Origin of the sequence: Mycobacterium sp. OTB74, assembly GCF_029892685.1 — a bacterium.
GTDB lineage: Bacteria > Actinomycetota > Actinomycetes > Mycobacteriales > Mycobacteriaceae > Mycobacterium.
The window spans coordinates 77,251-97,600 of record NZ_JARXVD010000010.1 but is presented as its reverse complement, the minus strand read 5'-3'; the positions used below and the strand labels follow the sequence as shown (position 1 = coordinate 97,600).

Sequence of the window (20,350 nt, the reverse complement as noted above, 5' to 3'; positions counted from 1 at the left end):
GACTTCGATGCGAATCACCACCTTGCTGATCACCGGCGCAGCCACCGCCGCCTGTGCCGCGCTCGGAGGCCTGGCGTCAGCACCGGCGGTCCAATCAGACTGGTACGAAAAACTGCGTAAGCCCCCGTATCAACCACCGCGGCAGGTTTTTCCAGTGGTGTGGCCCGCGCTCTATACCAACATCGCCGTCGTCTCGGCAGGTGCGCTCGACCGACTCAGAGCCAGCGGCGCCGACGGTGAACGTCGCACCTATCAAACCGCACTGGCGCTCAATCTGACTCTCAATACCGCCTGGTCATGGCTGTTCTTCAACAGACGCAAGCTCGGCGCATCGGTGCTGCTCAGTGCTGGATTGACCGCTAGCAGTGCTGATCTGGCGCGCCGGTCGATCACCGTCCTGGGCCTGCGCGCGGCGCCACTGGCCCTCTACCCGCTGTGGTGCGGCTTCGCCACAGTGCTGAGCGCAGGCATCTGGCGGCGCAACCGGCACGTTCAGTGAAAACATCCAGGTGTCAAGGTGATCCATAGGGTCGCCATGTTCAGGTCGTAGCCATCAATGAAGTCTGCCCGGATCGTCTGCACCTCCGGCGCCGCCGGATTGGCAACCCCTGCGCCGGCGAGCGCCACTGCCAGCACTACCGCCATCAACCGTCGCAACGTGGAGCCCGGTACCGGCTGTGTCATGTGTTTCGGGTGCTGCGATAGGCGCTGGGCGTAGTCCCGAACCAGCGCTTGCAGGATCGGGTGAGCACGCTTTGCTCGGCGTAGCCGAGCTGGCGGCAGAGCTGGTCGAGGCTGACATCGGTGTCGATGAGCAGTCGTTGGGCCGTCTCGCGGCGGGCCTGGTCAACCAGGTCGGCGAAGGCCTCTCCCTCGGCGGCCAGCCGGCGTTGCAGGGTTTTGGGATGAATCCCGATGTGCCGAGCGATATCGGGCAGACTGACCGAACCAGTGGGCAGCAACTGACGCACCAGACTGCGCACCAACTGACTGGTGGCCGGACCATAGTCGCCGATGGTGCCCGACAGGTAGTCCACAGCGGTCTGGTGTGCGAGCCGGTCAGTGGGCAGAGCGCACTGTAAATTGTTGGTGCGCAGGGTGAATCCCGCGACCGGTTCGCAAAACACAGGTGGGCAACCGAAGTAGTTCTGGTAGTCATCGGCAGCGGTGAGCGCGGGGTGCGGCAGGTGTACGGCGACAGGCCGGTAGCCGGCACCGAGGAACCTGCGCAGCACCTGCAGGGTCACGCCCAGCGAAAGCTCGATGGCCTGAGCCTGTGGCGGCGTCGGATCGAGGCGATATTCGAATTCGAAGCGACTCATATCCGGGTCCAGGTGGGCAGTCATCCGGGCGCTGATCGAGGGGCTGTAGGCCGCCATGAACTTGTCGAAAATCAGGAAGGCTTCAGCAACGGTGGCGGCGTTGCGGCCCGCCAGCCCAACTGCGCCGAGGATGTCGATTCCCTGCCGAAGCGCCAGACGCCTTCCGAAATCGGGGTTTTGGAGTGCAGCAGCAATATCTTCTAACATCTTGGCCCCGTTGGGCAACGAGATGAACCGGTCCTGGCGCCCGATGTCGTCATACGGAATGTGAGCCGCGGCGGCGAATTCACGACTGTCACCGCCCAGTTCGGCGACCAACTGGTGAAAACCCATCAACGCTGTCCCCCGGATAACCGCCATGTCCTGGACTGTCAAATATTTGTCCCGAATTGTCAAGACAGTAGGTTGCCAGATCTTGCAAAGTAGATGCCCTGATCGGGGTATCACGGCGGGTCGGCAGGACAATGGCGCGCCGTGACTTACGGTGAACCCTCAAGAGAGGAACAATATTTCGTGAATGCTAGATATCGGCGACTGGCCTGGCGTGTAGCGGCAGTCAGCACTGCCCTGGTCGCGGCCGCCGTGTCGGGATGTTCGCCATCACCGTCGGACAAATCCTCGGCCGGGCCGTTGTCTGCCGATGCGGCCAAAGCTATCGCCCTGGACGCGTACACCTACGGCTACGCATTGGTCACCACCGAGATGACCCGACGGGTGATGACCAACGTCGAGAAAGTGGACGGTTCCCGAGCTCCGATGGGGCAGTTGATGCGGATGCGCGAGTACCCCAACGCCGCGTTCCGGGATGTCACCGCCCCTAACGCGGACACGCTGTACACCAACGGGTTCATCGACGTCAAAGATGAACCGTGGGTGCTGAGCCTGCCCGAGGCGGCCGACCGCTACTACCTGTTCCCGATGCTCGACGGGTACACAAATGTGTTCGAGGTCCCCGGCAAACGCACCACCGGCACCGGGCCCCAGACCTACGCCATCACCGGACCGAACTGGAAAGGCACCCTGCCCCCGGGGGTGACGGAATACAGGTCGCCGACCTCGACGGTGTGGTTGCTGGGCCGCATCTACTGCACCGGCACGCCCGAGGATTACGCCGCGGTCCACAAGATGCAGGACGCAATCTCGTTGGCGCCGTTGAGTTCTTACGGCAAGCCCTACACGCCGCCGGCCGGCAAGGTCGACCCGACCATCGACATGAAGACCCCGGTGCGCGATCAGGTCAACAACTTGAGCGTCGAAGACTACTTCAACCTCATGGCAACCCTGATGAAGGACAACCCGCCCACTCCGGCTGATCAGCCGGCAGTGGACAAGATGGCCAAGATCGGCCTGGTACCGGGGCAGAAGTTCGACATCAACAAGTACGGCGCTGATGTCGCTGCCGCCCTGAAGTCGGTGCCCAAGGAAGGGTTCGACAAGATCATGGCCCACTTCAAGAGCTTCGATAGCGTGAACGGCTGGCGGTTCACCACCAAGACCGGGCAGTACGGCACCGACTATCTGCAGCGCGCGGTGATCACCGCAATCGGGTTGGGCGCCAACCGACCTCAGGATGCGGTGTATCCGACGTCCGAAGTCGATGCCAGCGGCCAGCCCTACAGCGGTGCCAACAAGTACACGGTGCACTTCGACAAGGACCAGCTGCCGCCCGCCAACGGGTTCTGGTCGCTGACCATGTACGACGAGGGCTTCTTCTTCGTGGACAATCCGTTGAACCGCTACAACCTGAGCCAGCGCAACGCCTTCGTCACCAACCCCGACGGGTCGGTGGATCTGTATCTGCAGCACGACAATCCGGGTCCCGGGCATGAGGCCAACTGGCTGCCCGCACCATCCGGAAAGTTCAATCTGATGTTGCGGTTGTACTGGCCCAAGGAGACTCCACCGTCGATAATTGACGGCACCTGGAAGCCTCCGGTCGTCAGCAAAACCGCCTGACCGGTCCCTCCCGCCTAACAACCGAACACGATCGAGGAGATTCCGTGAAGAAGAACACCATGGCACTGTGTGCCGCAGCGGCGGTGGTCGCCGCACCACTGGCGATCACCCCAATTGTCGCTGCTCCCATTGCTTCTGCCGACATCTGCGCCGGCGTTCATGGCCGGTTCGTCGGGGTCAGCGGCTGCGGCGACCCGGTCGCCCGCGGCGTCGCGGCGGGCGCAGCCATCGCATCCGCCGACCACCCCTACGTTCCGGGCGAAGTCCCGTGCTACACAGTCGAAGGCGTGCCCTACTTCACCCCGCCGGGCGACCCCTGCTAACCGGTCACACCCAACGGCTGCGCGGCGGCGGGGCCTGCGGCGTCACCCAGGCCTTTGCGTACCGGTTACCGCTGGCGCGTAGCGGATCACGACTGCGGTAAACGACGTACGGGCGTGTCAGGTACCCGATTGGTGCACTGAACATGTGTACCAATCGGGTATAGGGCCAGATGCCCAGCAGGGTGAGCACGATCAGTACGTGGACCTGAAAGCTCAACGGCGCGTTGGCCATCAGTTCCGGTGCGGGATTCGGGGTGAACAGGCTCCGTAGCCACGGAGACACCGTCTCGCGGTAGTTATAGGCGGCGAACACATTGGTCAGCGTGTTGACCATCCCGGTGAGCAGAGCGCCGACCAGCAGTAGATACATCAGCTTGTCGTTGGTTGTAGTGGCGGTCCGGACTTCTGGAACCACGATCCGGCGGTACAGCAGAATGCCGGCACCGGCGATAACCGCAAACCCCGCAGGCGCACCCATGCCCACGGCCATCAGGTGGTAGACGTGCTCGGATACGCCGATTGCGTTTGTCCATGACTGCGGGATCATCAGGCCCACCACGTGTCCGCCGAGGACCCCGAGCACCCCGAAGTGGAACAGCGGGCTGCCCAGCCGCAGCAGCCGGCTCTCATAAATCTGCGATGACCTTGTGGTCCAACCGAATTGGTCGGTCCGATAACGCCAGATGTGGCCCAGCACAAAAGAGGTAAAGGCGATGTAGGGAAGCGTCATCCACAACAAATTGGTCATCGTCGGCCCCCGATCATGGCTGGGTTCATCGTCATGGGATCCATGCCGAACGGATCGAGGCCCACGTCCTCGTCGGGCGGACCTTCTGCAGCCAACTCGGTTATGCGGCGACGGTCAGCAGTGCTGATCGGCGGGAGCGTTACCAGCACCGCGGCCAGCAAGCCGGCATAAGGTGAACCGTTGTCCTGCAGGGAAAGTCGCAGCAGTTCCAGCACCGGTACATGTTCAGCCAGCAGTCGCTCACCCCGGACCTGGTCTACGGTCGCGGCGAACTCGAGCACCATCGGCAGATAGTCGGGTAGTTCGGCTTCGCCGATCTCGATACCCGCTTGCCGGTAAGCGTGCTTGAACCGCAGCAGGGCCGAACCCCGCTTGCGGGTGTCGCCGTAGGCGTAGTACGTCAGGTGCAGACTGGACCTTCGCCGCATGTCGAACGTCTCGACATATCGCGCGGCGCGTTGCGTCGGTTCCGTCTCGCAGAAGTACAGCAAAAAGTCCGTCAGCTGAGTGCGGACCGGCTCAGGCATTTCGGCTGCTGCTGTGGCCAATTGATCTGCAAGAATGCATGTTTCGTCAGTCGGATAGTCGAGAAGAAGTGCGACGATGCGCCAGACCAGCCGCTGCTGGTGTTCGGACAGTTCGGTGCCGGAACCCGTCCGGCGTCCCCGAGCCAGTAGTTTCATCGCGTCGGCACCAGCCCTTCGGAACTGCGCCCGTCCCAGTTGAGCAGATTCACCCGTGATGGATCGTCCTTGGGCACGGCGCTGTTGGTGTCCACCAGGTGGAACTTGTCGGCCATCGAGTCGAATGCGGTCATGCCGGGGCCGCCGTCGCCCTCCAAACTGCATCCGGTCGCGATGGCGTCCAGTCGGTGCGCGTCGGCCCCAGCTCCGCTCGGGATGACGTAGCGGTCTTGGTATTTGGCGATCGCCAGCAGCCGGTACATCGACTCGATCTCGTCACCACTCAGGCGCACCGATTCCGGGATGGACTCGTCGAACTCCTCACCGAGGTTGGCCGATCGCATGTACGCCCGCATCGCAGCCAACCGCTGCAGCGACGCTCGCACGGGACCGACCTCACCCGCGGTGAACAACTCAGCGAGATATTCGATCGGGATCCGCAGGGTGTCGATGGCGCCGAACAGGTTGTTCTTGTTCTCGCCGTCGTGGCCTGTCTCCTTGAGGATGTCCACCACCGGCGACAGCGGTGGTACGTACCAGACCATCGGCATGGTCCGGTACTCCGGATGCAGCGGCAGCGCAACCTGGTAGTCGACAATCAACCGGTAGACCGGCGAATTCTGCGCTGCCTCAATCCATTCCGGTGAGATGCCGGCGCGCTCGGCTTCGGCCACCACTCGCGGATCATGCGGGTTGAGGAACACCCCAAGCTGGGACGGATACAGGTCTTTTTGATCGGTCACCGATGCAGCCTCGAGCACCTTGTCCGCGTCGTACAGCATCACACCGATGTACCGCAGTCGGCCCACACACGTTTCCGAGCACACAGTGGGAATGCCCACTTCGACGCGGGGATAGCAGAAGGTGCACTTCTCAGCCTTGCCGGTCTTGTGGTTGAAGTAGATCTTCTTGTAAGGACATCCGGTGACGCACTGGCGCCAGCCGCGACACTTGTCCTGATCGACCAAGACAATGCCATCCTCGGACCGCTTGTAGATGGCGCCAGATGGGCACGACGCGGCACACGCGGGGTTCAGGCAATGCTCGCAGATGCGCGGCAGGTAGAACATGAAGGTCTGCTCGAATTCGAGCTTCACCTTCTGGCTGACCTCTTCGATCTTGGCCAGCAACGGATCTCGGCCTACCTGTTCCGGCCCGCCGCCGAGGTCGTCGTCCCAGTTGGCACCCCAAGTGACCTTCGTATCCCGCCCGGTGATCAACGACTTCGGCCGGGCCACCGGCGTGGTGTCCATCAGTGGCGAAGACAGTAGGTTGTCGTAGTCGTAGGTCCACGGGTCGTAATAGTCGGAAACCGTTGGCAGGTCAGGGTTGGCAAAGATGTTCAACAACCGCTTGAACCGGGAACCGGATTTCAACGTCAGCTTGCCGCGCTTGTTCAGCGTCCAGCCACCCTTCCAGCGTTCCTGGTCCTGATACTGACGTGGATATCCCTGTCCTGGACGGGTTTCCACGTTGTTGAACCAGACGTACTCAACGCCGCTGCGGTTGGTCCACGCCTGCTTGCACGTAACGCTGCAGGTATGACAGCCGATGCACTTGTCGAGGTTCATCACCATCGCCAGTTGGGCCATGACTCGCACGTCAGTACTCCACTTCTTGCGAACGGCGACGAATCGTGGTGACCTCGTCGCGCTGATTTCCGGTGGGCCCGTGGTAATTCAGGGCAAAAGACTGTTGCGCATAGCCGCCGATTAGGTGCGTAGGCTTGATCATGATCCGGGTCAGGGCGTTGTGAATACCGCCGCGCTTGCCGGTCTTCTCGGTGCGCGGTACATCCACCGCCTTGTCTTGGGCGTGGTACATGAAGACCAGGCCTTCAGGCATCCGGTGACTGACAATCGCGCGGGCATTCACCACGCCATTGCGGTTGGTACACTCGATCCAGTCGTTGTCTTTCACCCCGATCTTGGCGGCATCGACATCCGACATCCAGATCGCCTGTCCGCCACGGGAAAGCGTCAGCATGTAAAGGTTGTCCTGGTATGCCGAGTGGATCGACCACTTGGAGTGCGGGGTTAGGTAGCGGACGGTGATCCCGCCACTGGTGTCCCCCACTGCCGGCTCGTCGAACAGTGCGGTCATGTCCAGCGGTGGACGGAATGTCGGCAACTGCTCCCCCAGTTCGTCCATCCAATCGTGGTCCAGATAGAAGTGCTGGCGCCCAGTCAACGTGTGCCACGGCTTGAGCCGCTCGGTGTTGATGGTGAACGGCGAATAGCGGCGTCCACCCGTCTCCGAACCCGACCACTCCGGCGAGGTGTTCACCGGCATGGGTCGAGACTGAGTATCCGCGAAGGTGATTCGCTTACCTTCATTTTCGGCAGCGAGATCCACCAATTCGGTCCCGGTACGACGCTGCAGGGCTTCGAAGCCCTCCACTGCCAGTCGTCCGTTGGTGGTGCCGGACAGGGCGAGGATGGCCTCCGCAGCATGGGTGTCCTTGGCCAGTGACGGCCGACCCGCGGCCACGCCACGGTCAGAGACACCGTTGACCCCGCGTAGGTACTCGACCTCAGCATCCGGGTGCGTGGTGACGCCCTTAACCGTCAGGCCCAGGGTTTCCACCAGCGGCCCCAGAGCCGCCATCTTGTCGGCCAGCGCCGGATAGTCCCGTTCCACCGTCACCAGACGCGGCATGGTCTTGCCCGGAATCGGTTCGCATTCACCAGCTTTCCAGTCCAGCACTCGTCCGCCTGGCTGGGCGGTGGCGTCGGAAGTGTCGTGCGCCAACGGCATCGCCACGATGTCCTTGCGCTTGCCCAGGTGTTTTTCGGCCAACCAGGAGAAGCCGCGGGCAATACGGTGGAACGCGTCGAAGTCGGTCTTGGTCTCCCAGGGCGGCGAAATCGCCGGGGAGAACGCGTGCACAAACGGATGCATGTCGGTGCTGGACAGGTCGTGCTTTTCGTACCACGTCGCAGCCGGCAGCACGATGTCCGAATACAGGGTTGTGCTGGTGTTGCGGAAGTCCAAGGACAGCAACAGATCCAACTTCCCGGCCGGCGCCTCGTCGCGCCAGCGCACCTCCTGCGGGCGCAGGCCGTCCTCGTCGCTGGCGGCCACATTGTTGTCGGCTCCGAGCAGGTGCTTGAGGAAGTATTCGTTGCCCTTGGCAGAGGAGCCCAGCAGGTTGGACCGCCACACCGTGAGGCACCGCGGGAAGTTCTCCGGGGCGTCGGGGTCCTCGCAAGCGAACTGCAGATGCCCAGAGGTGAGGCCGTCCATCACATGTTGTGCCGGTTCCTTGCCCAGTCGCTCGGCCTCATCGGCCAGATCCAACGGATTGCGGTTGAACGTCGGATAGCTCGGCATCCAGCCCAGGCGGCTGGCCAGCGCGATATTGTCCGCTGCGGTTCGGCCCGTCAGGGTGCCCGCAGCCAGCGGCGATGTCATGGGCTCGGTAGTGAACCGGTCGTAACGCCACTGGTCGGTGGCCAGGTACCAGAACACCGTGCCCTGCATCTGCCGCGGTGCGCGCTGCCAGTCCAGCCCGAAAGCCAATGCGCCCCATCCTGTTACCGGCCGGCATTTTTCTTGTCCGACGTAGTGCGCCCAACCGCCACCGTTGACGCCCTGACATCCGGTGAGGATGACCAGGGACAGGAACGAACGGTAGATCTGGTCCGAGTGGAACCAATGGTTGGTGCCGGCCCCCATGAGAATCATCGAGCGCCCCTTGGAACGCTCGGCGTTGTCGGCGAACTCGCGGGCAATCCGCAGCGCGGCCTGCGCCGGCACTCCGGTAATGGCCTGCTGCCAGGCCGGCGTGTACGGCGCGGTGGCGTCGTCGTATCCGGTGGACCAGGTGCCCGGCAACCCGTCTCGCACCACGCCGTACTGCGCCAGCATCAGATCGAATACGGTGGTAACCAGTTTTCCTGCAACAACTCTGGTTGGCACCCCGCGTTCCAGCACTCCGGGTTGGTCGGTGTCGAACCGAGGAAGTGCAACGGTGGTGACGTCGTTGGCACCACCGTGCAGTGTGAGGAGGGGTTGGACCCCTTGCAGATCGAGGTTCCATCGGCCTTCGCCGGAGGGGGTGAAGCGATGGCCCAGCGACCCATTTGGCACCACCGGCTGCCCGGCTTGATCCAGCAGTACGGTTTTCGATTGCGCGCCCTCGCCGGTATCCCCGAGATCTGCTGCGGTGAGGAACTTTCCGGGCAGCACCCGGCCTTCGCGTTCGACCAAGGTGACCAGGAACGGGAGGTCGGTGTACTTCTTGACGTAATCGGTGAAATACGGAGTCTGCTTTTCGACGAAAAACTCTTTGAGGATCACATGGCCCATCGCCATGGCCAGCGCGGCATCCGTGCCGGGATTCGCCGGGAGCCACTCGTCAGCGAACTTTGTGTTGTCCGCGTAATCCGGCGACACCACAATGACTTTCTGGCCGCGGTACCGCGCCTCGGTCATGTAGTGGGCGTCGGGTGTACGGGTTACCGGGACGTTGGAGCCCCACATGATCAGATAGCCGGCATCGAACCAGTCCGCAGATTCGGGAACGTCGGTCTGATCGCCGAACACCTGCGGCGAGGCCACCGGCAGGTCGGCATACCAATCGTAGAACGACAGCATCGAGCCGCCCATCAACGAAATGAACCGTGCCCCAACGGCATGACTCACCATCGACATTGCCGGAATGGGTGAGAAGCCGGCCACCCGATCCGGACCGTAGGTCTTCACCGTGTAAACGTGGGCGGCCGCAGCGATCTCGGCGGCCTCCCACCATTCAGCACGGACAAAGCCACCGCGACCTCGCGCTGACTTGTATGCCCGGGCCTTCTCCGGGTCTTCGACCACGTCGGCCCACGCCAGCACGGGATCCTGCAGCCGCTCTTTGGCTTCCCGGTAGTAATCCAACAGCAGTCCCCGGACATACGGATAACGAACGCGCGCAGGGGAATACGTGTACCAGGAGAACGACGCGCCGCGTGGGCAACCGCGTGGCTCGTACTCTGGCTTGTCTGCTCCGATCGACGGGTAGTCGGTTTGCTGTGACTCCCAAGTTATTACGCCGTCCTTGACGTATATCTTCCACGAGCACGACCCGGTGCAGTTGACCCCATGAGTGGAGCGGACCACCTTGTCATAGGCCCAGCGGTCGCGATAGAAGTCGTCCGCCGAACGCCCACCGACCTTGTGGACGGTGCGCAGGTCCTCAGATATTTCGCCGCGGTGAAAGTATTTGGACAACCGCAGCAGCGACTCAGCTGATGCCTGACTGACCACGCCGGTTTCGGCCACAACGCCCTCCTTGCCACCCGTTGAGTGATGAGGTTAGGGACTGCGCCTCAGTCGTCAAAAGAACGCACTGGCCGCCGCAACGGCTTGTGCAATCGCGTTAACAGCCCGGTCACGTTCGGTAATAGATGCGATTTCGGGGCCGCAGGCTCTACCTGCAGAGATCCGCCCACAATCGGGCCGCGTAACCGCCCGGACACGACACCCGTCACATTGCTGCCGCGTAGGGCGCCGGATTTCTTTTCAGCGCGGTAACAATGCGCACAGGCTTACGAGCAGGTCAGGACGAACCGAGAATTTCAGCCGGTGGACGTCGATCTCCCGTTGTTCCCTTGGGTCAGTAGCGAGAAGTCGTACTTCGGCTCCTTCTGGGGGAACCACAACGACCTGACCGAGGTGCTATCGCTCGCCGCCGCCGCCGCCGGACAGATCAAACACATGGTCACCACCGTCCCGCTCGACGACATCAATGACACGCTGAAGGCGCTGGGTCGCGGAGACGTCGTGGGCCGTGCGGTCGTCGTATTCGATTGACCATTCTTGCTGCGATCGTCCCTAAAAATCGCATATCGTGCTATGGATCGAGCGTTGTAATCGATGGCATGCTGGCCGGATCGTCGGGCCGGCAGTCGGCATGTCCGCACGGCTGAACTAACTGGATCGACAATTCAAAGTGTTTGCCCGACAAAAGTATTCGTGACTGGTATCCGCGAGCGAAGGGAACGGACCACCATGGCGATCGCGACGACAAGTCCGGTGACCGGTGAGGTACTCAAGAAATTCGATGAGCTCACCGCGGACGAACTGGAGGACAAGCTCGGCCGTGCCGCTGCCGCGGCTGCCTCGTACCGACTGACGAGTGTGGAAGAACGTTCCGGATGGCTGAACCAAGCCGCTGACAACCTGGAAAAGGCCACGGACTCGATCAGCAGATTGATCACCACCGAGATGGGCAAGACCTACCTGGCGGCGCTGGAGGAAGTCGCGAAATCCGTTCGCGGCCTTCGCTTCTATGCAGCCGAGGGGCCGGCATTTCTGAAGAACCTGCCGGCGGACGCCGCGCGTGTCGGCGCCAAGGAAACCTACGTGACCTATCAGCCGATCGGTCCGGTGCTGGCCGTCATGCCGTGGAACCTCCCGCTGTGGCAGGCCATGCGGTTCGCTGCGCCGGCGCTGACCGCAGGCAATGTGGGGCTACTGAAGCACGCATCCAACGTGCCGCAGACCGCGCTCTTCATGGAGCAGCTGTTCCGCGAGGCCGGCTTCCCCGCCGACGTGTTCCAGACCCTGCTGATCTCGTCCGGACGGGTGGAGCAGGTCCTGCGCGACGACAGGGTCAAGGCCGCCACGTTGACCGGCAGTGAACCCGCGGGCAAGTCGGTTGCCACCATTGCCGGGTCTGAGATCAAACGGGTCGTCCTCGAACTCGGTGGCTCAGACCCGTTCATCGTCATGCCGTCGACGAACCTGGAGCGGGCCACAGATGTCGCTGTGAAGGCGCGCACCCTCAACAACGGCCAGTCGTGCATCAATGGCAAGCGGTTCTTCGTTCACTCCGACATCTACGACGCATTCCTCGATCGGTTCGCAGCGAAAATGGCGGCCTTGGTGCTCGGCGACCCAATGGACGCAGCCACCGACGTCGGCCCGCTGGCCACCGAATCAGGTCGCAACGATGTAGCGGCATATGTCGACGATGCCCTGGCCAAGGGAGCCACGGCGGTAGTCGGCGGCAAGCGCCCCGACGGGCCCGGCTGGTTCTACCCGCCCACCGTCCTGACCGACATCACCGCGGACATGAACATGTACCACGAAGAGGTGTTCGGCCCGGTGGCCCAGGTGTTCCGGGTGTCCTCGGTGCAGGACGCCCTGGAACAGGCCAACGCCCACCCGTACGGACTCGGCTCTAACCTGTGGAGCGAGGACCCCGAGGAACGGGCGGTGTTCGTCCGCGACGTCCAGTCCGGCATGGCGTTCATCAACGGAAACACCACCAGCTACCCGGAGATCCCGTTCGGCGGGGTGAAGCGCAGTGGTTACGGGCGCGAACTGTCAGACCTCGGTATGCGCGAGTTCATGAACGCCAAGACGGTCTGGATCGGCGCTGATGCCTGACACGTTGCCGACGGTGGCGGTACTCGGTACCGGCGTTCTCGCGAACGAGGCGATCGACGACGACCTCGACAACCCGTCGTTCTCGTTGGCGGCCACTTACCGGGTGTCGCACCGCGCGGCCTCCGGCTGACCACGAAGGGACGCGACGGTGACCCGCATCGGATTAGCCGCGGCACGCGAGAGCAATCGCCAACTAGCCGAAATCATTCCATCAGTCAGCGACAACCAGTGGGAGCTGCCATCGGCCTGCGCGGGCTGGCGGGTCATCGACGTGCTGGCGCACCTTGGGGCGCTGGCCTACGAGACTGTGTGCCCGCCCGCGCCCGACCCCACGTGGCCGAAAGTTCGTGAGCGTTACCACGATCTGCGGGTCAACCAGCGTCGCGGGTGGAGCCATGCCGAGGTGATCGCCGAGTGGCACCAGTATGCTCCCAAGCAGCTGGACCTGCAGGAAGCGGGTCAGGAACCGGAGGTGGCGTCCGAGCCGGTGGTTGTTCCGGGTCTCGGGACCTATCCGCGTCATCTCCTGGCGAACACCACCGCGTTCAATGTGTTCTGCCACTTGCGGTTCGACATGCTGGCCCCCGACGGACCGCTGCCGTTCTCCGTACCCGAACCGACCGACGAGATCGTTGCCCCCGCCGTCGAATTCATGCTGGCCGGGCTGCCACAAATGCAAGGCCCTGAGCTCGATGCGACGGTGACGGTGCCGCTGGTGCTCGAGCTGACCACACCGGGCGCTGTCACCGTCACGGTGCTTCCCAACGGCGGTTCCGGCGGACACCTGACGGTGGTGCCCGGTATCCACGGAGACACCACAATTCGCAGTACAGCAGTGGATTTCATCGCTTGGGCTACCACCCGAAAGCCGTGGCGTGACTTCTGTGAGATCAGCGGTGACTCATCAGCGGCCACTCCCTTCCTGGACTGTCTCAACATCATCTGACAAGGAGGCGCCGACCATGTCGAATTCCGTCGTTCCCCGCATTCCCAGCCCGCTGACCACACCCACGATCAATCAGGGCACTGCGTTCACCGATGAGCAGCGCCGTACCCTCGGTCTGGTCGGACGCCTGCCGTCGGCGGTACTTACGCTGGAGCAGCAGGCCGGCAGGCTCTGGGACCAATTATGTTCACTGCCAAATGATCTGGCCCGCAACTTACTCCTTGAACAGATGCACAACCGCAACGAAGTCCTGTACTACAAGGTGCTGACCGAGCACCTCACCGAGTTGCTTCCCGTCGTCTACGATCCGACTGTAGGCGATGCAATCGAGCAGTACTCCGATGAATACCGCGGGCAACGCGGCATCTATCTATCGATAGATTCACCGGAAGACATGGAAGCCGCCTTCGGCACACTGGGATTGGGTCCTGACGATGTCGATCTGGTCGTGTGCAGCGACGCCGAAGAGATCCTCGGGATCGGTGACTGGGGCGTCGGCGGCATTCAGATCGCGGTCGGGAAACTGGCAATCTATACCGCCGGCGGGGGCATCGACCCGTCCCGGACCATTCCGGTCTCGCTCGACGTCGGCACCGACAATCAACAACTCCTGGGCGATCCGTTCTACCTGGGGAACAAGCACGCACGGCGACGTGGAGCCGACTACGACGCCTTCATCAAGCGCTACATCGAGACCGCGCATCGACTGTTTCCCAATGCGCTGTTGCACTTCGAGGACTTCGGACCCGAGCATGCCCATGCGATCCTCGACAAGTACTCGCCTGACTACCGCGTGTTCAACGATGACGTCCAGGGCACCGGCGCAGTGGTCATGGCGGCGGTCTACGCCGCTGTCAAAATTACCCGCACTGCGCTTCGTGACCAGCGCATGGTGGTATTCGGTTCAGGCACAGCGGGAGTCGGCATCGCCGACCAGTTATACGACGCCATGGTCGCCGACGGCGCCGGCCATGACGACGCCGTCGACCGAATTTGGCTGGTAGACAAGCAGGGCCTGCTGTTCGACGACATGGACGATCTCCGCGACTTCCAGAGGCCATACGCCAAGAACCGCGCGGCGCTGGGTGTCTCCGCCGACGCCACTTTCAGGCTCGTCGACAGCATTAAGATGGCCTCGCCGACGATTCTGCTGGGCACCTCGACAGTCCACGGTGGTTTCACCCGTGAGGTGATCGAAGCAATGACGGCTGCGACACCGCGGCCGGTAATTCTGCCGATATCGAACCCATCCTCACGGATCGAAGTCATGCCCGCCGATGCGATTGCGTGGTCGAAAGGCGCCGCCCTGGTCGCCGCTGGAATCCCCGTGCAGCCGGTCGAATATGGCGGAGTCACTCACACTTTCGGTCAGGCCAACAATTTCATGGTGTTTCCCGGGCTCGGACTGGGTGTCATCGTGGCCGGTGCCACGCGGGTCACCAAATCGATGCTCGTCGCCGCGGCCCGTGCGGTAGCCGAGCAGGCCGACGTCGCAGCACCCGGTGCGGCGCTGCTGCCTGACGTGAAGAATCTGCGCGCGCTGTCGGCTCTGGTGGCTCAGGCAGTGTACGCGGCGGCACATTCCGACGGAGTCGCAACGCGCACTCACGGCGACGTCGCGTCCACCGTCGAGGCGACCATGTGGCGTCCCGAATACCGGCCGGTGGCACCATGAACGAGGACCGACCCCCGACGATTCTGGACCTTCCGATCGGACTGGACTGCAAAGGAACTCGGCATGAGAGCGACTCGATGGGCGGCATCGACGTCCCCGCCGACCACTATTGGGGCGCCCAGACACAACGGTCACTGGTCCATTTCGACATCGGCGACGACCGCATGCCCAAAGCGGTCTATCACGCCTACGGCTACGTCAAGAAGGCCGCCGCCACCGTCAACGCCAAGGCAGGCCGGCTGCCCCAGTGGAAGGCGGACCTGATCAGTAGGGTCTGCGATGAAGTCATCTCCGGGCAATTGGATGAGCAGTTTCCGCTCTTTGTATGGCAGACGGGTTCGGGCACCCAGTCGAACATGAATGTCAACGAGGTAATCAGCAACCGCTGCATCCAACTCGTCGGCGGAGATCTCGGGTCCAAGACCCCGATCCATCCCAACGACGACGTCAACATGGGACAGTCATCGAACGACACCTTCCCGACCGCGATGAATATTGCTGCGGTGCTGGAACTTCGCGAACGACTGCTGCCGGCGGTGCGCAAGTTGCGCGACGTCATCTCTGAGCGGGCAGACCGGTGGGCCGAAGTCGTCAAGATCGGACGCACCCATCTGCAGGATGCTGTGCCGCTGACCGTTGGCCAAGAGTGGTCGGGCTGGGCGGCGCAACTCGATACGGCCACCGCGCGGATCGAGGCCGGGCTCGGCGAGCTATCGAGACTGGCGGCGGGTGGCACCGCTGTGGGGACCGGACTGAATGCGCCTGCGGACTTCGGCCGTGACGTGGCCGCGGCGATTGCCGCGCTCACTGCGCACGAGTTCATCACCGCACCAAACAAATTCGAAGCACAGGGCGGACTGGACGGCCTGGTCGCCTCACATGCCACCCTGCGTGGATTGGCGGTGGCGTTGATGAAGATCGCGAACGATATTCGTTGGCTCGCCTCGGGGCCGCGCGCCGGCATCGGCGAGTTGAAGCTGCCTGCCAATGAACCGGGGAGTTCGATTATGCCCGGCAAGGTGAATCCAACCCAGTGCGAGGCCATGGTGATGGTGTGCATCCAAGTGCTCGGTGACGACGCCGCGGTCGGAATCGCCGGCAGCCAGGGCAACTTCGAGCTCAATGCGATGCGCCCGATCGTCATCAACAACTATCTGCACTCAGCGCGAATCCTCGGTGATGCGTGTAGCAAGCTTCGTGAATTCTGTATTGAGGGAATCAAACTCAACACCGAACAGATCGAGTCCGACGTCGATCGGTCTTTGATGCTGGTCACCGCACTCTCTCCGGTGATCGGGTACGACAAGGCCTCGGCGATTGCACATGATGCAGATCGAACCGGCTCCACGCTGCGTGAGGCGGCACTGCGCTCGGGATTCATAAATGCGGCAGACTACGACCGAATCGTCAACCCCGCCAAGATGGTCTAAGCATCGCACAGCCCGCCAAGACAAGGAGAATTCAATGCCAGAAACCAAGATCACCGTCATCTACGACAACCCGACCGATCCGGCTGCTTTCGAAAGTGCTTATGAACAAGAGCAATTGACAGCGGCTCGCAAGATACCTGGTCACGTGCGCGTCGAAGCGTCCAAGGTGTGGCCGAAGGAGGATGGCAGCCCGACGCCTGCCTACCGCATGATCGATCTCTATTACCCTGACTACCAGGCCGCCAGTGCGGCGGTTGCGACGCCCGAGGCGGGCGCATTCTTCGAAGCCATGGCACGGCTGTCGACCGGCGGCGTCCGTGTTCTGTTCTCTGACATCGAGATACCGCAAAGGTGACGCGGCCATGACCAACCCCCTTCCCCGCAAGGCCCTGATCTCCATCAGCAGCTACCACGGCGTCATCTATCCCGACGGTACGAAAACGGGGCTCTTCTACACCGAGGCGTTGCACCCGTTCGAGGTTTTCACCGACGCCGGCTTCGAAGTCGACCTCGCCTCCGAGACAGGTACGTTCGGTTTGGACGATCTATCTCTCACCGACAGGTTCTTGGCCGGTGATGACAAGGCAGTCTTCGACAAGCCGGATCACCCATTCAACGTGAAGCTGAACTCTCGGCTGATGAAAGCGTCGGACGTGAAGGCCGCCGAGTACGGGTTGTTCTTCGGGTCCGCCGGGCACGCCGCCCTGTACGACTATCCAAGCGCCCGCGGCCTTCAGGCCGCTGCGCAAACCGTATGGACGCGAGGAGGAATCGTCGCGGCGGTGTGTCACGGACCCGTACTCCTCCCCGGAGTCGCCGACCCCGCAACCGGCAAGTCGATCATCGAGGGGAAGACGGTCACCGGCTTCACCATTGAAGGCGAAGTCGTCTTAGAAGTTATAGAGAAGCTGACGGCCGACGGAGTCACCCCTGTCGTGACAGCGGTCAGCAGCGCGGGCGCCGACTACAGCTCTCCCATGCATCCTTTCGACGACTACTCCATCACTGCCGGACGAGTCATCACCGGTGCCAATCCGGCCAGCGCACGCAGTGCAGCACAGCGAGCTGTCACGGCGTTTGACGCGCTGTCCTAGCAGCGTGCAGGCTGCGGGTGAACTGGGTGTGCAGGAACCTTCCCCGCCAACCCATGCCGGCTCCCTTGCCATGGTGCGTACCGATGGTCGCATCTTGGCTGCCGCCACCGCATGACGTGCGATATTTGATGCTGGGGCAGTGGGCTCAGCAGGCCGGACCGATGAACTCGACCCCGGCGAGAATCGCCGGGCGGTGCCGCAGAATCCGATAGTGCGCCAGGCGGCCCAGCCCCCGGGTGGTCTCCAGCCGGGCATCGGGCCAAACCTGCACGATCTCTTCGCTTTCCGTGTACAGGCTGTCCGGATCGTCCGGGTCATGGATGACCAGCAGCGGCCGATCACCGAGTCGGCCGGCCAATTTGGCGATGTCGGTCTCCAACAGGGGCATCCCGATCCGCTGGCTCAGCCGTCGATGCAGCCGGTCCCGGATCCGTCGGCCGAAGCCGTGCCGTTCCGCGAAAACATCCAGATACCAGGAGAATTCGCCCATCGGCGCCAGGAACACAAACCTCTCGGTCGCTGCTCCTCGCGCCACGGCCAACGCTGCCGCCTTGGCGCCCAACGAGTGACCGACGATGGCGCGCGCTGGTCCATGTGTCTGAATGACGGCCCGCACCGCTTCCGCGCATTCGACGATGGTGCTGCGTCCGGGTGCCAGCGCACCCGGATCGGAGTCGTTATGGCTGGGCAGATCGAACGCGATCACCCGATGTCCTGTCTGGACAAGGGGTTTGACGAACACCGCCAGGTGCGCGGGGCATCCGCCCCAGCCGTGCACCAGGTAGACCAGCGGACCGTCACCCCAGGATTCACCGGAAATGCGGTGGCCGTCCCAGGATGCCTCGATCGGCGTGCTGGGCGGCAGGCCGGGCGGCATCTTGGTGCTCAGGTCGACATCGGGCACGGTGCACCACAATTCGGTTGCCCACCGGGCGCCGATCCCCGGCGCGAGCCGCTCGAGCCACCAAAAGGCCCGACGGACCCCCGGGGATATCGGCGGGTGCACGCCCGACTCCTCGACATTGGCCGCTCCCGCAGCGCTGTCTGTCGACACGGGGTTACTTCCCGTCCCGGTGCAGCGGCAGTTGTTCGGCGCCACGGTAGAGCGCGGCAGCACCACCGACAGCCGTCGCCGCGACACCGGCGACGGCCTTCAGCCCGGAATTAGTGGAAGTCTGGGTCATCGTGAATCTTCACTGAAGCGTGAGCAACCCTTACAGCGGGGTCAGGCCGTGCTTGCGCTGAACCTTCTTGAGGTTCTGCTTGTCCCGCAGCAGCTTCAGCGACTTGCGCAGCAGCAGGCGGGTCTCGTGCGGCTGGATCACCGCGTCGATGTAGCCACGCTCTGCGGCCGTCCACGGGATCGCCATGTTGGCGTTGTAACCCTCGATGAAGTCAGCCTTGATCTTCTGCACCTCCGGTGCGGTCGGATCGGGGAAGCGCTTGACCAGCAGTTGCGCCGCACCCTGCGCACCGATGACGGCGATACGCGCGGTGGGCCAGGCATAGTTCAGGTCCGCGGAGAGCTGCTTGGAACCCATCACCGCGTAGCCGCCGCCGTAGGCCTTGCGGATGACGAACGTCACCTTCGGCACATCGGCTTCCACGATCGCATTGAAGAACCGGCCACCACGCTTGATGATGCCGCCGGTCTCCTCCGCCACACCCGGCAGGGCGCCCGGGGTATCGACCACGAAAACCAAAGGCAGATTGAATGAGTCGCAGAACCGGATGAAGCCGGCAGCCTTGTCGGATGCCTCGTTGCCGATGGCGCCCGCCATGAACAGCGGCTGGTTGGCGAGGACGCCGACCGGATGACCGTCGACCCGCGCGAATGCGGTGATCATCTCCGGAGCGCGCTGGTCGGAGATCTCGAAGACATCACCATCGTCGAACATGCGCAGCAGAATGTCGTGCATGTCGTAGCCGGCGTTGTCGGCGTCCGGCACGATCTTGTCCAGCTCGAAGTCTGTAGGGGTCAGCTCGGGCTCCAGACCCGGGTTGATGATCGGTGCGTCGTCAAAGTGGTTGGCGGGCAGGAAACTCAGGTAGTCACGCACGTACTGGTACGCCGCGGCCTCGGACTCCACCACCTTGTGAATGTTGCCGCGCTGCGCCTGGACGTCGGCACCGCCGAGCTCATCGAAGGTGACGTCCTCGCCGGTGACGTCCTTGATGACGTCCGGACCGGTGATGAACATGTAGCCCTGATCGCGCACCGCGACCACCAGGTCGGTCTGGATCGGCGAATACACGGCGCCGCCAGCGCATTTGCCGAAGATCAACGAGATCTCCGGGACCAGGCCACGCAACATCTCGTGGCGGCGGCCCAGCTCGGCGTACCACGCCAGCGAGGTCACCGCGTCCTGGATCCGGGCGCCGGCGGAGTCGTTGATGCCGATGATCGGGCAGCCGACCATGGCCACCCACTCCATGAGCTTGGCCACCTTGCGGCCGAACATCTCACCGACCGAACCTTGGAACACCGTCTGGTCGTGGCTGAACACCGCGACCGGCCGGCCATCGATGGTCCCGTGACCGGTCACCACACCGTCGCCGAACAGGGCGTTCGGGTCACCCGGAGTCTTGGCCAGCGCACCGATCTCCATGAAGCTGCCCGGGTCGAGCAGCGCGTGGATCCGGGCGCGGGCGCTCGGGATGCCCTTCTTGTCGCGCTTGGCGGCAGCCTTCTCGCCACCGGGTTCCTTTGCCAGCTCCAGCTTTTCGCGAAGCTCGGCCAGCTTCTCAGCTGTGGTGGCGGGCGGGCGCGGTGCGCTCAGTTCGGCGGTCACG

20 protein-coding genes are annotated in these 20,350 nt (G+C 63.0%); 11 read left to right on the top strand and 9 right to left on the bottom strand.

Annotated features, from left to right (window positions below):
* The first annotated feature begins 7 nt into the window (after positions 1 to 7).
* Entirely contained in the window at positions 8 to 499 is a 492-nt protein-coding gene (locus M2432_RS15250) for a tryptophan-rich sensory protein (protein WP_280827654.1), read from the top strand.
* Here the strand turns inward: M2432_RS15250 and M2432_RS15245 are convergent.
* Complete coding sequence (locus M2432_RS15245) at positions 493 to 684, bottom strand: hypothetical protein (protein ID WP_280827653.1); 192 nt, start codon at positions 682 to 684, stop codon at positions 493 to 495. The genes M2432_RS15250 and M2432_RS15245 overlap by 7 nt on opposite strands.
* Positions 681 to 1,682 (bottom strand): AraC family transcriptional regulator, encoded by a 1,002-nt coding sequence (locus tag M2432_RS15240; RefSeq protein WP_280827652.1) that lies wholly within the window; start codon positions 1,680 to 1,682, stop codon positions 681 to 683. Before M2432_RS15240 ends, M2432_RS15245 begins: the two co-directional genes overlap by 4 nt.
* Before the next feature lie 207 nt (positions 1,683 to 1,889).
* On the opposite strand from M2432_RS15240, the gene M2432_RS15235 reads away from it, so the two are divergent.
* Complete coding sequence (locus M2432_RS15235) at positions 1,890 to 3,278, top strand: DUF1254 domain-containing protein (protein ID WP_280827754.1); 1,389 nt, start codon at positions 1,890 to 1,892, stop codon at positions 3,276 to 3,278.
* 44 nt (positions 3,279 to 3,322) lie between these two features.
* Positions 3,323 to 3,601, top strand: a complete 279-nt coding sequence (locus M2432_RS15230; RefSeq protein ID WP_280827651.1) for a hypothetical protein — start codon at positions 3,323 to 3,325, stop codon at positions 3,599 to 3,601.
* Positions 3,602 to 3,605: 4 nt separating this feature from the next.
* On the opposite strand, the gene narI is transcribed toward M2432_RS15230, so the two are convergent.
* The 4 genes from narI to M2432_RS15210 are packed head-to-tail and all read right to left on the bottom strand — an operon-like array spanning position 3,606 to position 10,300.
* Positions 3,606 to 4,349: a respiratory nitrate reductase subunit gamma gene (gene narI, locus M2432_RS15225; protein ID WP_280827650.1), complete on the bottom strand. Its 744-nt coding sequence runs from the start codon at positions 4,347 to 4,349 to the stop codon at positions 3,606 to 3,608.
* A complete protein-coding gene (gene narJ, locus M2432_RS15220) occupies positions 4,346 to 5,032 on the bottom strand; it encodes a nitrate reductase molybdenum cofactor assembly chaperone (protein WP_280827649.1) in 687 nt (228 codons plus the stop codon). The genes narI and narJ overlap by 4 nt, the downstream gene beginning before the upstream one ends.
* Positions 5,029 to 6,624 carry a nitrate reductase subunit beta gene (gene narH, locus M2432_RS15215; protein ID WP_280827648.1) on the bottom strand — a complete coding sequence of 532 codons (1,596 nt, stop codon included), beginning with the start codon at positions 6,622 to 6,624 and terminating at the stop codon, positions 5,029 to 5,031. Before narH ends, narJ begins: the two co-directional genes overlap by 4 nt.
* 10 nt (positions 6,625 to 6,634) lie before the next feature.
* The gene (locus M2432_RS15210; RefSeq protein ID WP_280827647.1) at positions 6,635 to 10,300 is read right to left on the bottom strand and encodes a nitrate reductase subunit alpha; all 3,666 of its coding nucleotides are present in this window, start codon (positions 10,298 to 10,300) and stop codon (positions 6,635 to 6,637) included.
* Between the two features lie 303 nt (positions 10,301 to 10,603).
* Between M2432_RS15210 and M2432_RS15205 the strand changes: the two genes are divergently transcribed.
* The 8 genes from M2432_RS15205 (at position 10,604) to M2432_RS15170 (ending at position 17,557) form a co-directional block, all read left to right on the top strand.
* Positions 10,604 to 10,831 carry an alcohol dehydrogenase gene (locus M2432_RS15205; RefSeq protein ID WP_280827646.1) on the top strand — a complete coding sequence of 76 codons (228 nt, stop codon included), beginning with the start codon at positions 10,604 to 10,606 and terminating at the stop codon, positions 10,829 to 10,831.
* 198 nt (positions 10,832 to 11,029) lie between these two features.
* Positions 11,030 to 12,412, top strand: coding sequence for an NADP-dependent succinic semialdehyde dehydrogenase (locus M2432_RS15200; RefSeq protein WP_280827753.1), 1,383 nt, complete (start codon positions 11,030 to 11,032; stop codon positions 12,410 to 12,412).
* Positions 12,405 to 12,542, top strand: coding sequence for a hypothetical protein (locus M2432_RS15195; protein ID WP_280827645.1), 138 nt, complete (start codon positions 12,405 to 12,407; stop codon positions 12,540 to 12,542). The genes M2432_RS15200 and M2432_RS15195 overlap by 8 nt, the downstream gene beginning before the upstream one ends.
* 18 nt (positions 12,543 to 12,560) lie before the next feature.
* On the top strand, positions 12,561 to 13,358 hold the full coding sequence (locus tag M2432_RS15190) for a maleylpyruvate isomerase N-terminal domain-containing protein (RefSeq protein ID WP_280827644.1): 798 nt from the start codon (positions 12,561 to 12,563) through the stop codon (positions 13,356 to 13,358).
* Between the two features lie 16 nt (positions 13,359 to 13,374).
* Positions 13,375 to 15,033: an NAD-dependent malic enzyme gene (locus M2432_RS15185; protein WP_280827643.1), complete on the top strand. Its 1,659-nt coding sequence runs from the start codon at positions 13,375 to 13,377 to the stop codon at positions 15,031 to 15,033.
* Entirely contained in the window at positions 15,000 to 16,463 is a 1,464-nt protein-coding gene (gene fumC, locus M2432_RS15180; RefSeq protein WP_280827642.1) for a class II fumarate hydratase, read from the top strand. Before M2432_RS15185 ends, fumC begins: the two co-directional genes overlap by 34 nt.
* A 34-nt stretch (positions 16,464 to 16,497) precedes the next feature.
* On the top strand, positions 16,498 to 16,818 hold the full coding sequence (locus M2432_RS15175) for an EthD family reductase (protein WP_280827641.1): 321 nt from the start codon (positions 16,498 to 16,500) through the stop codon (positions 16,816 to 16,818).
* A gap of 7 nt (positions 16,819 to 16,825) precedes the next feature.
* Positions 16,826 to 17,557, top strand: coding sequence for a DJ-1/PfpI family protein (locus M2432_RS15170; RefSeq protein ID WP_280827640.1), 732 nt, complete (start codon positions 16,826 to 16,828; stop codon positions 17,555 to 17,557).
* A gap of 145 nt (positions 17,558 to 17,702) precedes the next feature.
* On the opposite strand, the gene M2432_RS15165 is transcribed toward M2432_RS15170, so the two are convergent.
* The 3 genes from M2432_RS15165 to M2432_RS15155 are packed head-to-tail and all read right to left on the bottom strand — an operon-like array spanning position 17,703 to position 20,337.
* Positions 17,703 to 18,611: an alpha/beta fold hydrolase gene (locus M2432_RS15165; protein ID WP_280827639.1), complete on the bottom strand. Its 909-nt coding sequence runs from the start codon at positions 18,609 to 18,611 to the stop codon at positions 17,703 to 17,705.
* A 4-nt stretch (positions 18,612 to 18,615) separates the two neighbouring features.
* Positions 18,616 to 18,741 carry a hypothetical protein gene (locus M2432_RS15160; protein ID WP_280827638.1) on the bottom strand — a complete coding sequence of 42 codons (126 nt, stop codon included), beginning with the start codon at positions 18,739 to 18,741 and terminating at the stop codon, positions 18,616 to 18,618.
* Positions 18,742 to 18,771: 30 nt separating this feature from the next.
* Positions 18,772 to 20,337 (bottom strand): acyl-CoA carboxylase subunit beta, encoded by a 1,566-nt coding sequence (locus M2432_RS15155; protein WP_280827752.1) that lies wholly within the window; start codon positions 20,335 to 20,337, stop codon positions 18,772 to 18,774.
* Positions 20,338 to 20,350: the final 13 nt, after the last annotated feature.

Bases quoted from the DNA above. Each gene is read 5' to 3' on its own strand.
- narJ (WP_280827649.1), bottom strand. From the start codon at position 5,032: ATGAAACTACTGGCTCGGGGACGCCGGACGGGTTCCGGCACCGAACTG.
- narI (WP_280827650.1), bottom strand. From the start codon at position 4,349: ATGACCAATTTGTTGTGGATGACGCTTCCCTACATCGCCTTTACCTCT.
- M2432_RS15250 (WP_280827654.1), top strand. From the start codon at position 8: ATGCGAATCACCACCTTGCTGATCACCGGCGCAGCCACCGCCGCCTGT.
- M2432_RS15175 (WP_280827641.1), top strand. From the start codon at position 16,498: ATGCCAGAAACCAAGATCACCGTCATCTACGACAACCCGACCGATCCG.
- narH (WP_280827648.1), bottom strand. From the start codon at position 6,624: ATGGCCCAACTGGCGATGGTGATGAACCTCGACAAGTGCATCGGCTGT.
- M2432_RS15245 (WP_280827653.1), bottom strand. From the start codon at position 684: ATGACACAGCCGGTACCGGGCTCCACGTTGCGACGGTTGATGGCGGTA.
- M2432_RS15185 (WP_280827643.1), top strand. From the start codon at position 13,375: ATGTCGAATTCCGTCGTTCCCCGCATTCCCAGCCCGCTGACCACACCC.
- M2432_RS15160 (WP_280827638.1), bottom strand. From the start codon at position 18,741: ATGACCCAGACTTCCACTAATTCCGGGCTGAAGGCCGTCGCCGGTGTC.
- M2432_RS15200 (WP_280827753.1), top strand. From the start codon at position 11,030: ATGGCGATCGCGACGACAAGTCCGGTGACCGGTGAGGTACTCAAGAAA.
- M2432_RS15240 (WP_280827652.1), bottom strand. From the start codon at position 1,682: ATGGCGGTTATCCGGGGGACAGCGTTGATGGGTTTTCACCAGTTGGTC.
- M2432_RS15170 (WP_280827640.1), top strand. From the start codon at position 16,826: ATGACCAACCCCCTTCCCCGCAAGGCCCTGATCTCCATCAGCAGCTAC.
- M2432_RS15195 (WP_280827645.1), top strand. From the start codon at position 12,405: ATGCCTGACACGTTGCCGACGGTGGCGGTACTCGGTACCGGCGTTCTC.